Genomic DNA, 13,379 nt, shown 5'->3' with positions numbered 1-13,379 from the left:
CTGGACCGCGAGTGAGCCACACCAGCGACGCTGGCGAGCGACAGTCAATTATTCGGTGACTGTCGAAAGATCAGACATCGTTTTCGAAATCTGGTGCGGTCTGGCAACAAGTTGAAACATCTAGCCGATGAAAGGTTTTTCATCTATTCACCCGCTGATTAATGGTGCCCTCCGCGATATCCACCACCGTAATAACGTGGCGAGTGCCCGCCCCAATAGTAGTAGTGATAGCCACCGTAAAAGCGCGGACCATAGTAATAACGCGGGCCGTAATAGTAGGAATAAGGCGAGTAACCGGGGTAGTAATAAGGCGTGGAATACACATCGTAGGAGCCGGCGTAGTAATAGCAGCCGGACAGCCCGACACCGAGCACAACACCAAGCAACAGTCGACGAAACATGGCGGCCTCCTGAAAGACCCGCAGCCGATACGGGCCGGCTGACACCTGTTTTGACTGGAAATGCGATGGTGAGTGCCGGACGCAACCGACCTTCGGATCAGCGGCCAGCCACGCTGCATCTCAGTGCACGGACGCACCATCACAAAGCAACAAACCTGCCCTTCCACCCTGCCAGCCAATGGCAATCCCTCGGCCCAGAGCGCTTCGGCCGACTTGGCACGGCTCTCGCTTTAACAAACCCGTGCAGGAGTCATCACAGGTTCGCGGCACCACAATTTGCAATGGCTGACTAGGGTTCCGGCTCGCTGACGCGAGTGACTGGTCCGAGAGTTGGCGACCTCCAGTTGAGGTTACACGGCGGGACAAAAGCCCGGGAGACAAGCCACCGTTCACGGTGCCGCGTTGACTCCTGCCCGCCCTTGATCAACTGGAGAACCACCCATGCTCAAGCTTCGTTTACCCGCCCTCCTCGCCGCTGCGTTCGCAGCCTTCGTGAGCGTCTCGTCCCAGGCTGCGCAAAAAGACCACTTCAGCGTCTGCTGGACCATCTACGCCGGTTGGATGCCCTGGGAGTACGCAGGCAGCCAAGGCATCGTCGATAAATGGGCGAAGAAGTACGGCATCAAGATTGATGTGGTGCAGCTCAACGACTACGTCGAATCCATCAACCAATACACCGCCGGCCAGTTCGACGGCTGCACCATGACCAACATGGACGCGCTGACCATTCCGGCGGCCGGTGGCGTCGACAGCACCGCGTTGATCGTCAGCGACTTCTCCAACGGCAACGACGGCATCGTGCTCAAGGGCGACGGCAAGAAAGTCAGCGACCTCAAGGGCATGGACGTCAATCTGGTGGAGCTGTCGGTTTCCCACTACTTGCTGGCCCGCGCGCTTGATTCAGTCGATCTCACCGAGAAAGACCTGAAAGTGGTCAACACCTCCGACGCCGACATCTCGGCGGCGTTCAACACCGACCAGGTCAATGCCGTCACCACCTGGAACCCGATGCTCTCGGATATCAAGGCAAAACCCGGTGTGACCGAAGTCTTCAACTCCAGCCAGATCCCCGGCGAAATCATGGACATGATGGTGGTCAACAGCGCCACTCTCAAAGACAACCCGGCCCTGGGCAAAGCGCTGACCGGCGCCTGGTTCGAAGTGGTCGAGTTGATGAACGCGAAAAACGCCGCCAGCAAAACGGCCCTCGAACACATGGCCAAAGCCTCCGGCACCGACCTCGCGGGTTTCCAGGCGCAACTCGACACCACCAAATTGTTCGCCACGCCGAAAGAAGCCCTGGGGTTCGCCACCAGCAAGCAACTGCCGGAAACCATGCGCAAGGTCGCCGAGTTTTCCTTTCAGCACGGCTTGCTCGGTGAAGGCGCCAAGGACACCAGCGCCGTCGGCATGGCCTTCGCCAATGGTGTGACCAGCGGCGACAAGACCAACCTCAAGCTGCGCTTCGACCCGAGTTACGTGCAGATGGCCGCCGACGCCAAGCTGTAAGAAGAGGACCTGGTCATGCGCCTGATCAATCGCCACCCGGATCGTCCGAGCCGCCTGTTGTTGGTGATCCTGCCGTTCGCCCTGGTGCTGTTCGCCTACTTCATGGGTTCGGCCGAGCGGCTGACGGACAACCCCAACGACAAACTGTTGCCGAGCGCGGTGCAGATGACCGACGCGGTAAAGCGCCTGGCGTTCACCGCCGACAGTCGCACCGGCGAATACGTGCTTTGGCAAGACACCGCGTCCAGCTTGCGTCGGCTCGCGATCGGCCTCGGCATCAGCGCGCTGGCCGGGCTGTGCCTGGGCATCGCCGCCGGGACGTTGCCGCTGTTTGGCGCGCCTTTGTCGCCGCTGCTGACGGTGCTGTCGATGGTGCCACCGCTGGCGATCCTCCCGATTCTGTTCATCGTGTTCGGGCTGGGGGAATTGTCGAAAGTGATGCTGATCGTGATCGGCATCACCCCGTGCCTGGCGCGGGATCTGGAACAGCGCGCCCGGGAAATTCCGGTGGAGTTGCTGATCAAGGCCCAGACCCTCGGCGCTTCAACCTGGACGCTGATGCTGCGTGTGGTGCTGCCGCAATTGCTGCCACGCCTGCTGATCTCGCTGCGGCTGATGCTCGGTTCGGCGTGGTTGTTCCTGATCGCTGCCGAAGCTATCGCTTCCACCGACGGCCTTGGTTACCGGATTTTCCTCGTGCGTCGTTACCTGGCGATGGATGTGATTCTGCCGTACGTGGTGTGGATCACCCTGCTCGCCTGGCTGATGGATTGGGGGCTCAAGCGCCTGACCCAACGCGCGTTCCCCTGGTATGAAGGAGCCCGCGCATGAGCTTCATCACGGTAAAAAACGTCTGGCAGCAATACGCCGATCAGGTGGTGCTCGAAGGCTTGAACCTGAACGTCAACGAAGGTGAGTTCTGCACCCTGGTCGGCGCGTCCGGTTGCGGCAAATCGACCTTCCTGCGGCTGCTACTCGGTCAGGAACGCGCCAGTCGCGGCGAGATTCTGCTGGATGGCCAGGCCCTGGCCGGCGAGCCGGATTCGAGCCGTGGCGTGGTGTTCCAGCGCTACTCGGTGTTCCCGCACCTGACGGTGCTGGACAACGTCGCCCTTGGCCTCGAACTGCCGCGCTCGCCGCTGCTTGGGCGGTTGTTCGGCAGCGCTAAAAAAGAGGCGCGAGAACAGGCTTCGGTGCTGCTGCACAAAGTGGGGCTCGGCCACTCGCTGGACAAGTACCCGGCGCAGCTCTCCGGCGGCATGCAGCAACGGTTGGCCATCGCCCAGGCGTTGATCATGAAACCCCGCGTGTTGCTGCTCGACGAACCGTTCGGCGCCCTCGATCCGGGCATCCGCAAAGACATGCACGCCTTGCTGCTGGAGCTGTGGCGCGAGACGCAACTGACGGTGTTCATGGTCACCCACGACCTGTCCGAAGGTTTCAGCCTCGGCACCCGTTTGCTGGTGTTCGACAAGGTCCGCGTCGACCCGCACGCCCCCGGCGCCTATGGCGCGCGCATCACCTACGACATCCCTTTGAACAGCGACCGCCGCGCCCACAGCAAAGCCGTCGATGCCTTGCCGGCAACGCTTGCAGGCACGCTCGTATCGCTTAGAGGAATCTGAACATGACTGATTCGACCCAACTGTTCCCGCCCTTCGCCGAAGAAATGCTCCCCGGTGGCGGCCATCGTTCCTTCGTCCTGAAACGCGGCCAACTGCTGCGCCTCACCGACCTGCGCGGCGGCGCCAACGTCAGCCTGACGCTGCTCAACGCCAATGAAAAAACCGAGCGTCTGAACCTGCCCGACAGCCTCAAATGCCAACACACCGCCAAGCTCACCACGGGTCATTGTCTGTACTCGGACATGGGCCGGGTGCTGGTGGCGATCACCGCCGATACCTGCGGTTGGAGCGACAGCCTCGGCGGCGTGCTCTGCGCTGAAGAGGTCGCGGAAAAATACGGCGCGGGACGCTATCAGGAACTGCGCAACGGTTTCTTCCGCAACGGCACCGACAACCTGTTGGTGGAACTCGGCAAGTGGGGTCTGGGCCTGTCGGATCTGCTGATGACCCTCAACCTGTTCAGCCGCGTGAATGTCGATGAGGCCGGGCGTTTCCACTTCGTTGAAGGCAACTCCAAGGCCGGCGACTACATCGAGTTGTACGCACCGATGGACACGCTGGTGGTGCTCACCGCGCTGCAACACCCGATGGACCCGTCGCCAGAATACGCACCGAAACCCTTGAAGCTGAGCTGGATGAACGCCGACGCCAGCGTCGCCGAACACTGCCGCACTTCGCGCCCGGAAAACGAGCGCGGCTTCATCAACACCGACCGTCTGTTCGCCTGAGGATCGCTGCCATGTCACTTGCAATCGCTACCGCTCAAAAGCATCCAGAAACGGCGGTCTATCGCGCCACCATCCCCGCCGGCGAACCGTGGCTGATGGAAGTCAAGGCCGGCCAGACCCTGCGCATCCTCGACCTGGAAGGCAATCAGGCCGTCGATACCTTGTTCTACAGCGTCGCCAACCCGAAAGAACGCTACGACGTGCAACGCACCTTGCGCCGGCAAAACAGCGTCTACCTGAGCACCGGTAGCGTGCTCTATTCCAACCTCGGCAAACCGATGCTGACCATCGTCGCCGACACCTGCGGTCGCCACGACACCCTCGGCGGTGCCTGCGCGCAAGAGAGCAACACCGTGCGTTACGCGCTGGAGAAACGCTACATGCACAGCTGCCGCGACAACTACCTGCGCGCCTGCGTCCACGACGGGCGACTGGGCAAGGGCGACATTGGGCCGAACATCAATTTCTTCATGAACGTACCGGTCACGGCGGATGGCGGGCTGACCTTTGAAGACGGGATTTCGGCGCCGGGAAAGTACGTTGATTTACGGGCGGAGATGGATGTGATTGTGCTGATTTCAAACTGTCCGCAGCTGAACAATCCGTGCAATGCCTACAACCCTACGCCTGCGGAGTTATTAGTATGGAACTGAAACTTTCGCGGTTGCGGCGGTGGTTGTTTGCCCTGTGCCAGGCCCGTTCCGGGCAGTGCCTGAAATCTCCAGACCACCACTAAACCTGTGGGAGCGGGCTTGCCCGCGATGGCGGTATGTCAGACACATCAATGTTGAATGTGCCGACCCAATCGCGGGCAAGCCCGCTCCCACAGGTTCGGTGTTGTTCGTCAGAGAATTGATTCTGCCGTCGGGGACGACCCTGGCGCTTATCGAAAAACTGCGGGACGGCCCGCATCCCCTCCGGGGTCTATGCCATGTTCGAAAAAGTCCTGATTGCCAACCGTGGCGCCATTGCCTGCCGCATCCTGCGCACCCTGCGTGAACTGCACGTCAACGGCGTCGCCGTGTACTCCGAAGCCGATGCCGCGAGCCTGCACATTCTGCAAGCCGATGAAGCCCACAGCCTCGGTGAAGGCGCAGCGGCCGGCACCTACCTGGCGGTCGACAAAATCCTCGCCATCGCCAAGGCCACCGGCGCCACGGCGATCCATCCCGGCTACGGTTTCCTTTCGGAAAACGCCGCGTTCGCCGAAGCCTGCGAAGCCGCCGACATCGCCTTCATCGGTCCGACGCCAGAACAGCTGCGCGTGTTCGGCCTCAAACACACCGCGCGTGCATTGGCCAAACAACACGGCGTGCCGATGCTCGAAGGCACCGAGTTGCTCGACAGCCTCGACGCGGCGCTGATCGCCGGTGAACAGGTCGGTTACCCGGTGATGCTCAAAAGCACCGCTGGCGGTGGTGGCATCGGCATGCGTGTGTGCCGCAGTGCGGCCGAGTTGAGCGAATCCTTTGAAGCGGTGAAACGCCTCGGCCAGAACAATTTCAGCGATGCCGGGGTGTTCATCGAGAAGTACATCCAGCGCGCACGGCACCTGGAAGTTCAGGTGTTCGGCGACGGTCGCGGTGAAGTGATCGCCCTCGGCGTACGCGATTGCTCGGTGCAGCGCCGCAACCAGAAAGTTCTCGAAGAAACCCCGGCGCCGAACCTGCCCGAAGGAATGGCCGAAGCGCTTTGCGCCGCTGCGATCAAACTGGCAAAAGCCGTGAATTACCGCAGTGCCGGCACCGTGGAATTCGTCTTCGACAGTGAAGACCAGCGTTTCTACTTTCTGGAAGTGAACACCCGTTTGCAGGTAGAGCACGGCGTCACCGAACAGGTGTGGGGCGTGGATCTGGTGCGCTGGATGGTGGAACTGGCGGCCGGGGATTTGCCGCCGTTGAGCGTGTTGAGCCAGGGCTTGAAAGCCGACGGCCATGCGATTCAGGCACGGCTGTATGCGGAAGACCCGGGGCGTGATTTTCAGCCGAGCCCCGGTTTGCTGACCGCAGTGAACTTCCCTGCAGCCGACGGCAAACAGCTGCGCATCGACACCTGGGTCGAGGCCGGTTGCGAGATTCCGCCGTACTTCGATCCGATGATCGCCAAGGTCATTTGCTGGGCGCCGACTCGCGAAGAAGCGCGTGCCGATCTGCATCAAGCATTGGGCGACAGCCTGCTCTACGGTGTGGAAACCAACCGCGATTACCTGCGGCAGATTTTGCTCGATACGCCGTTCGCCAGCGGTCAGCCGTGGACCCGCTGCCTCGAGCATCTGGTCTATCAGGCCAACACGTTTGAAGTGCTCAGCGCCGGTACGCAGACCAGTGTTCAGGACTACCCCGGACGCCTTGGGTACTGGGCCGTAGGCGTGCCGCCATCGGGGCCGATGGACAGTCGCGCGCTGCGCTTGGGCAACCTTTTGCTGGGTAACGAAGAAGGCGACGCCGCCCTGGAAATCACCATGAGCGGGCCGTTGCTGCGCTTCAATTGCGACGCCGTGGTGGCGATCACTGGGGCAGTGATTCCGCTGGCGTTGAACGGTGAAACCGTCGCGATGAACACGGCGCTGCTGATTCCCGCCGGTGCCACGCTGAGCCTCGGGACGATTGCCGGTGCGGGCGCTCGCAGCTATCTGTGCCTGCGCGGCGGTCTGCAGGTGCCGGATTATCTGGGCAGTAAAAGTACCTTCACCCTTGGCCAGTTTGGCGGGCATGGTGGTCGGGCGTTGCGCGCGGGTGACGTGTTGCATGTGCCTGCCTTAAACGACCGAAGCGCCGGCGAACAACTGTCTGAAATCGCTGAACTGCCTGCCGTGCGGCAGATTCGGGTGATCTACGGCCCGCATGGCGCACCGGAATACTTCACCGAAAACTACATCGGCACTTTCTTTGCGACTCAGTGGGAGGTGCATTTCAACTCCAGCCGCACCGGCGTGCGATTGATCGGGCCGAAGCCGGAATGGGTGCGCGCTGATGGTGGTGAAGCGGGGCTGCATCCGTCGAATATTCATGACAATCCGTATGCCATTGGCGCGGTGGATTTCACCGGGGACATGCCGGTGATTCTCGGGCCGGACGGTCCGAGTCTGGGTGGGTTTGTGTGCCCGGTGACGGTGATCGAGGCGGATCTTTGGCAGCTTGGGCAGCTCAAGGCTGGCGACAAAGTCCAGTTCCTCCCCGTCGATCTCAAAACCGCCCGCTCACTGGCAACGCATCGCTTTTGTGGCGAGGGAGCTTGCTCCCGCTCGAGTGCGAAGCACTCGCCGATAGCAGAATGCAGTGTGCCTGAAGCAACCGGGTTGCAGGATTTGGGGCCGCTTCGCGACCCAGCGCGAGCAAGCTCGCTCGCCACAGGAAATGTGTACCCACAAGGGATCGTGTCGCCGGTGGTGTTGGATTTGGGTCAGGGGGATACGCGGTTGGTTGCACGTCTTTCGGGCGATACGCATTTGCTCCTGGAAATCGGTGCGCCGGAACTTGACCTTGTTTTGCGCTTCCGCGCCCACGCCCTCATGCAAGCCCTGGAAAGCAAAACCCTGCACGGCGTAATCGACCTCACCCCGGGCATCCGTTCACTGCAAGTGCACTACCAACCCGAACAACTGCCGCTGACCGATCTGCTCGGCATCGTCGCCGGTGAATGGGACGCAGTGTGCGCCGCCAAGGACCTGCAAGTACCGTCGCGCATCGTTCATTTGCCATTGTCCTGGGACGACCCGGCCTGCCAGTTGGCGATCGAGAAATACATGACCACCGTGCGCAAGGACGCGCCGTGGTGCCCAAGCAATCTGGAGTTCATCCGCCGCATCAACGACCTGCCGAACCTCGACGAAGTGCAGCGCACGGTGTTCGACGCCAGTTATCTGGTCATGGGGTTGGGCGACGTTTACCTAGGCGCACCGGTCGCCACCCCGCTCGACCCGCGTCACCGTCTGGTGACCACCAAGTACAACCCGGCCCGCACCTGGACCGCGGAAAACTCGGTGGGCATCGGTGGCGCCTACATGTGCGTGTACGGCATGGAAGGTCCCGGCGGTTATCAGTTCGTCGGTCGTACGTTGCAGATGTGGAACCGCTACCGCGAAGTCGCCGCGTTCGATGGCAAACCGTGGCTGCTGCGCTTCTTCGACCAGATCCGTTTCTACCCGGTGAGCGCTGATGAACTGCTGCGCATCCGCCGGGATTTCCCGCTCGGTCGCTTCGATTTGAACATCGAGCACAGCCAGTTGAACCTCGCGGATTACCAGGCGTTCCTGGCGAAAGAAGCCGAGACCATCGCCGCGTTTCGCGAGCAGCAACAAGGCGCGTTCAACGCCGAGCGCGAGCGCTGGATCGCCAGCGGCCAGGCGCATTTCGACAGTGAAGAAACGGCCCCGGAAACCACCGAAGACGCACCGCTGGCCAGTGGTGAAATGAGCGTCGACAGCCACATCGCCGGCAACCTCTGGCAGGTTCAGGTGCAGACCGGCAGCCGCGTGGCCGCCGGTGATGTGCTGGTGATTCTGGAGTCGATGAAGATGGAGATTCCGCTGCTCGCGCCCATGGCCGGCGTGGTGCGCGAGATCCGCGTGCAACCGGGTTCGGCGGTGCGCGCCGGACAGCGCGTCGTGGTGCTGGAACTCGACTGAACCCATTTGAAAAAGGATTAACGCCATGACCATCAATCTACAACTCGACGCCCTGCGCAGCGCTTACCGCGTCGGCAACATCACGCCACGTCAATTGCTGCTGAGCCTGCGCGATAGAGCCGCGGCGCTGAACCCGGACTATCACCTGTTCATCCACTTGCTCAGTGTTGAAGAACTGGAACCGTACCTCGCCGCGCTCGACGGTCGGGACCTCGACAGCCTGCCGCTGTACGGCGTGCCGTTTGCGATCAAGGACAACATCGATCTGGCCGGCATTCCGACCACGGCGGCGTGCCCGGTGTTTGCCTATGTGCCGCAGCAGTCGGCGACCATCGTCGAGCAGTTGCTGGCGCTGGGGGCGATTCCGCTGGGCAAGACCAATCTTGATCAGTTCGCCACCGGGCTCAACGGCAGTCGCTCGCCGTATGGCGCCTGCCCGAACAGCGTGTTGCCGGAGTATCCGTCGGGTGGTTCCAGCGCCGGGTCCTCGCTGGCGGTGGCGCTGGGGGTGGCGAGTTTTTCGTTGGGCACGGACACCGCAGGTTCCGGGCGCGTGCCGGCGGCGCTGAACAATCTGGTGGGGATGAAAGCCACCAAAGGGTTGATCTCCACGGCGGGGGTGGTGCCGGCGTGTCGTACGCTCGATTGCGTCACGACGTTTACCGCGACGGCGCGGGAGGCGAGCCAGTTGCTGGCGCTCACCGCACACCTTGATCCGCGGGATGAGTACAGCCGCGCCAACCCGCTGTGGAATGACGGCTCGGCGTTTGGTATTCCGCGTCCTTTCCGCTTCGGCGTGCCGCGTGCGCAGGACCTGGAGTTCTTCGGTTGCCCTGAAGGTCCGCTGTTGTTTGGAGACGCCATCGATCAGCTCAAGGCGTTGGGCGGTGAAGCGGTGGAACTGGATATGTCGCCGTTTCTCGAAGCCGCGCGTTTGCTTTACGAAGGCCCGTGGGTGGCTGAGCGCTACAGCGTTGCCGGTGAGTTGATGGAGCAAAACCCTGAAGCGGTGTTGCCGGTGATTCGCGCCGTGTTGGCCAAGGCGCCAGCGGTGTGCGGCGTGCAAACGTTCCGCGCGCAGTATCGGTTGCAAGCCTTGAAAGCCCTGTGCGACAAGGCGCTGGAGGGACTGGATTGTGTGGTCACGCCGACCATCGGCCGTCCCGTGACGTTGGCGGAACTTGAGGCTGAACCGGTGCTGCGCAATTCGGAATTGGGCTACTACACCAACTTCATGAACCTGCTCGATTACGCTGCCGTCGCGGTGCCGAGCGGGTTCATGGGCAATGGTTTGCCGTGGGGTGTGACGGTGTTTGGCCGGGCGTTTACCGATCAGTACTTGTTGAGCGTGGCGGATGCGTTGCAGCGTCGTTCGGATGCGCCTGCCTCTTCGGCAGTCGCCCGCAATGATCGCGCTCGGTTGGTGGTGTGCGGTGCGCATCTGGATGGCTTGGCGCTGAACTGGCAACTGAAGCGGCGCGGCGCGACGTTGGTCGAGACAACGTTCAGTTCGCCGGACTATCGGCTGTATGCATTGGCCGGCGGCCCGCCATTTCGTCCGGGGATGGTGCGGGTGAAGGATGGCGGTGTGGCGATTGCGGTGGAGGTCTGGGAGTTGCCGAGCAGTGAGTTGGGGTCGTTTTTGACCGGGATTCCGGCGCCGTTGGGGTTGGGCAAGGTGCAACTGGCGGATGGGCGTTGGGAGAGTGGGTTTATCTGTGAGCAATATGGGTTGGAGGGGGCAGTCAATATCAGCCATCTAGGCGGTTGGCGTGCGTACCTGAAAGATCTGGGGTGATCTCACGATTCGCTGGCAAGCCAGCTCCCACAGGTTTTTGCGCAGTCCTTGTGGGAGCTGGCTTGCCAGCGATGGCGTCAGCCCAGACGCCACTGAACCTATCCCAACCGATTCACCCCACAAATCCCGCAGTTATTTCCCTGCAGTCCCACTAGAATGCTCGCCATCGGGTTACTGCCAACGGAATCGCCATGCCGCTTCACTCGCCGCTGTATTCGCAACGTTCGCTGGTTCTCACGCTGATCGCGCTGCTGGGCGCGGGTTTTCTCGCCACTTCATTCCTCAGCTACTACGCCTCGCGCGCCTCGATCCGCGACAACATCGTCAACACCGAGCTGCCGCTGACTTCGGACACGGTCTACTCGGAAATCCAGAAAGACCTCGTCAGACCGATCCTGATTTCCTCGATGATGTCCCGCGACACCTTCATGCGCGATTGGGTGGTCAACGGCGAAAACGACCCCGACCAGATGACCCGCTGCCTCAACGAGGTCATGACCCACTACGGCGCTTACACCGCGTTTTTTGTCTCCAACGGCACACTGACCTACTACCACGCCAAAGGTGTGCTCAAGCAGGTCAAGGTCACTGAACCGCGCGACGCCTGGTATTTCCGCGTGCGTGATATGGCCGACCCTTACGAGATCAACGTCGACCCGGACCTTGCCAACAAGGACAACCTGACCTTCTTCATCAACTACAAGGTCTACGACTACAACAATCGCTTCATCGGCGCGGCGGGCGTCGGCCTGACGGTGGATGCGGTGATCAAACTGATCGACAAGTACCAGCAGCGCTATCAGCGCAGCGTGTATTTCGTCGACAACTTCGGCCGGCTGGTACTCACCGGTGCCGATGGCGGCCCGCAAGGTTCGCGAATCGGGCAAACCCTCGGCGAACTCGACAGCATGAAGAGCCTCGTCAGCCAACTGCCCAAACCCCACAGCGGCAGCTACGAATATTCCGTCCAGGGCCAGGGACATTTCCTCAACGTGCGGTTCATTCCGGAACTGAACTGGTACCTGTTCGTCGACAAACGCGAAGACGGCGCCCTGAGTGAAATCCGTCAGTCGCTGTACCTCAACTTACTGATTTGCCTGCTCGTCACGCTGATCGTACTGATGCTGCTCAACCGGGTAATCAAGCGCTATCAGGGCAAGATCCAGGCGCAGGCGACCCTCGACAGCCTGACCGAACTGCCGAACCGACGCGGCTTCGACCTGCTGGCCGCGCAAGCCATGCACGAAGCCCAACGCGAACCCAAACCGTTGACGGCGCTGCTGCTGGACCTGGACCACTTCAAAGCTTTGAACGACACCTACGGCCACCTCGCCGGCGATCAGGTGCTGATCGGCTTCGCACGGGACCTCGAGAGTTGCCTGCGCCATTCCGACATCGTTTGTCGCTGGGGCGGTGAAGAGTTCATCGTGTTGCTCAAGGACACGGACGGTGAGACCGGTCTGATGATCGCCGAGAAAATTCGCCAGCATGTCGAAGAACAGCGTTATGCCTACAACGATAAAGTCTTGCAGCTAACCGTCAGCATCGGCTTGACCACCTTGCAACCGGATGACACCTTGCACACCCTGCTCTCCCGGGCCGATCATGCGATGTATCGGGCCAAGCAATCCGGCCGTAACCGTACTTGCGCGGAAATGCCTCACACCAGTTATGCATAGTCCTACATGAACAAGCCTGAATTCTGCCCGGCCTGTGGCGCCTCCAATGACTGCACACTGGCCGACCCTCGAACCGCCGATCGGCCCTGCTGGTGCTACAGCGTCAGCATCGACCCGGCGGTACTCGAAGCGCTGCCTGCCGAGCTGCGTGACAAATCCTGCCTGTGCCCACGCTGCGCGCAGGTCGAGTCGCAGTTGTAAGCAGCGGCCCGGCCGATCGCGTAAGATGCGCGGCCCTTTACCTGCCGATCTCACTTCATGCGCGTTGACCGCTTCCTCAGCAACCTGCCCCGCTTCAACCGTCAGCAGGTTCGCCTGTTGCTGGTGGAAAAGCGCGTGCGGGTCGACGGAAATGTCGTCAGCGACCCGCACACCGAGGTGCTGGAGTTCAGCCGCGTCGAAGTCGATGAAGAAGTCCTGCAAGCCGGCAAACCCGCCCGTTACTTCATGCTGCACAAACCGCCCGGTTGCGTCAGCGCCACCCGCGACCCGGAGCACCCGACCGTGCTCGACCTGATCGACGAACCGGACAAGGAAGACCTGCACATCGCCGGCCGCCTCGACTTCAACACCACCGGTCTGATGCTGATCACCAACGACGGCAGCTGGTCGCGACGCCTGACCCAACCGCAGACCAAACTGCCCAAGGTCTATTACGTCGAGACTGAACAGGAGATCGGTCCGGAATATGCGTTGAAATTCACCGAAGGCCTGTACTTTGCCTTCGAAGACCTCACCACCCAACCTGCCGAGCTGATCGTGCTCGGGCCGAAGTCGGCGCGACTGAGCATCGTCGAAGGCCGTTATCACCAGGTGAAGCGGATGTTCGGCCACTTCGACAACAAAGTGCTGCGCCTGCACCGCGAACGCATGGGCCCGCTGGTGCTCGATAACGCGCTAAAACCGGGCGAGTACCGCGCGTTGCGCACCGAAGAGATCCATTTGATCTAAGCAGCCTACCGCTCAGCAGAAGTTGTCGAACAATTTACGATTGGCACTTGCGCGATGCCGC

Annotated in this window: 11 protein-coding genes and 1 riboswitch; of the genes, 10 read left to right on the top strand and 1 reads right to left on the bottom strand. The window is 61.4% G+C overall.

From position 1 onward, the window contains the following. Positions 1 to 158: 158 nt before the first annotated feature. Complete coding sequence (locus KJF94_RS03670) at positions 159 to 401, bottom strand: hypothetical protein (protein WP_214381263.1); 243 nt, start codon at positions 399 to 401, stop codon at positions 159 to 161. Positions 402 to 679: 278 nt separating this feature from the next. After that, positions 680 to 780: riboswitch (guanidine-I (ykkC/yxkD leader) on the top strand. Between the two features lie 62 nt (positions 781 to 842). Here KJF94_RS03670 and KJF94_RS03665 point away from each other — a divergent pair. The 10 genes from KJF94_RS03665 to KJF94_RS03620 all read left to right on the top strand — a co-directional run bounded on the left by KJF94_RS03665 (position 843) and on the right by KJF94_RS03620 (position 13,318). Continuing rightward, positions 843 to 1,910 carry a putative urea ABC transporter substrate-binding protein gene (locus KJF94_RS03665; protein ID WP_214381262.1) on the top strand — a complete coding sequence of 356 codons (1,068 nt, stop codon included), beginning with the start codon at positions 843 to 845 and terminating at the stop codon, positions 1,908 to 1,910. Between the two features lie 15 nt (positions 1,911 to 1,925). Continuing rightward, positions 1,926 to 2,741, top strand: coding sequence for an ABC transporter permease (locus tag KJF94_RS03660; protein ID WP_084322642.1), 816 nt, complete (start codon positions 1,926 to 1,928; stop codon positions 2,739 to 2,741). Next, positions 2,738 to 3,535: an ABC transporter ATP-binding protein gene (locus KJF94_RS03655; protein WP_214381260.1), complete on the top strand. Its 798-nt coding sequence runs from the start codon at positions 2,738 to 2,740 to the stop codon at positions 3,533 to 3,535. The genes KJF94_RS03660 and KJF94_RS03655 overlap by 4 nt, the downstream gene beginning before the upstream one ends. 2 nt (positions 3,536 to 3,537) lie before the next feature. Continuing rightward, positions 3,538 to 4,263: an urea amidolyase associated protein UAAP1 gene (locus tag KJF94_RS03650; RefSeq protein WP_214381258.1), complete on the top strand. Its 726-nt coding sequence runs from the start codon at positions 3,538 to 3,540 to the stop codon at positions 4,261 to 4,263. Between the two features lie 11 nt (positions 4,264 to 4,274). Then, entirely contained in the window at positions 4,275 to 4,916 is a 642-nt protein-coding gene (locus KJF94_RS03645) for an urea amidolyase associated protein UAAP2 (protein WP_017336948.1), read from the top strand. Positions 4,917 to 5,194: 278 nt separating this feature from the next. Continuing rightward, complete coding sequence (uca, locus tag KJF94_RS03640; protein ID WP_214381256.1) at positions 5,195 to 8,890, top strand: urea carboxylase; 3,696 nt, start codon at positions 5,195 to 5,197, stop codon at positions 8,888 to 8,890. 25 nt (positions 8,891 to 8,915) lie between these two features. Further along, positions 8,916 to 10,688: an allophanate hydrolase gene (gene atzF / locus KJF94_RS03635; protein WP_214381254.1), complete on the top strand. Its 1,773-nt coding sequence runs from the start codon at positions 8,916 to 8,918 to the stop codon at positions 10,686 to 10,688. Between the two features lie 191 nt (positions 10,689 to 10,879). Beyond that, positions 10,880 to 12,367 (top strand): sensor domain-containing diguanylate cyclase, encoded by a 1,488-nt coding sequence (locus KJF94_RS03630; protein ID WP_214381252.1) that lies wholly within the window; start codon positions 10,880 to 10,882, stop codon positions 12,365 to 12,367. A 6-nt stretch (positions 12,368 to 12,373) separates the two neighbouring features. Next, complete coding sequence (locus KJF94_RS03625) at positions 12,374 to 12,568, top strand: cysteine-rich CWC family protein (RefSeq protein WP_084322636.1); 195 nt, start codon at positions 12,374 to 12,376, stop codon at positions 12,566 to 12,568. 57 nt (positions 12,569 to 12,625) lie between these two features. Next, positions 12,626 to 13,318, top strand: coding sequence for a pseudouridine synthase (locus KJF94_RS03620; RefSeq protein ID WP_214381250.1), 693 nt, complete (start codon positions 12,626 to 12,628; stop codon positions 13,316 to 13,318). The last annotated feature ends 61 nt before the right edge of the window (positions 13,319 to 13,379 follow it).

The sequence above is a fragment of the Pseudomonas hormoni genome, assembly GCF_018502625.1.
In the GTDB taxonomy this organism is placed as follows: Bacteria; Pseudomonadota; Gammaproteobacteria; order Pseudomonadales; family Pseudomonadaceae; genus Aquipseudomonas; species Aquipseudomonas hormoni.
Note: the sequence above shows the minus strand (reverse complement) of the source record. Positions and strands in the feature narration are given on the sequence as shown.

Coding starts and splice junctions, on each gene's coding strand:
- KJF94_RS03650 (WP_214381258.1), top strand. CDS start 3,538: ATGACTGATTCGACCCAACTGTTCCCGCCCTTCGCCGAAGAAATGCTC.
- KJF94_RS03665 (WP_214381262.1), top strand. CDS start 843: ATGCTCAAGCTTCGTTTACCCGCCCTCCTCGCCGCTGCGTTCGCAGCC.
- KJF94_RS03620 (WP_214381250.1), top strand. CDS start 12,626: ATGCGCGTTGACCGCTTCCTCAGCAACCTGCCCCGCTTCAACCGTCAG.
- KJF94_RS03660 (WP_084322642.1), top strand. CDS start 1,926: ATGCGCCTGATCAATCGCCACCCGGATCGTCCGAGCCGCCTGTTGTTG.
- atzF (WP_214381254.1), top strand. CDS start 8,916: ATGACCATCAATCTACAACTCGACGCCCTGCGCAGCGCTTACCGCGTC.
- KJF94_RS03670 (WP_214381263.1), bottom strand. CDS start 401: ATGTTTCGTCGACTGTTGCTTGGTGTTGTGCTCGGTGTCGGGCTGTCC.
- KJF94_RS03630 (WP_214381252.1), top strand. CDS start 10,880: ATGCCGCTTCACTCGCCGCTGTATTCGCAACGTTCGCTGGTTCTCACG.
- KJF94_RS03645 (WP_017336948.1), top strand. CDS start 4,275: ATGTCACTTGCAATCGCTACCGCTCAAAAGCATCCAGAAACGGCGGTC.
- KJF94_RS03655 (WP_214381260.1), top strand. CDS start 2,738: ATGAGCTTCATCACGGTAAAAAACGTCTGGCAGCAATACGCCGATCAG.
- uca (WP_214381256.1), top strand. CDS start 5,195: ATGTTCGAAAAAGTCCTGATTGCCAACCGTGGCGCCATTGCCTGCCGC.
- KJF94_RS03625 (WP_084322636.1), top strand. CDS start 12,374: ATGAACAAGCCTGAATTCTGCCCGGCCTGTGGCGCCTCCAATGACTGC.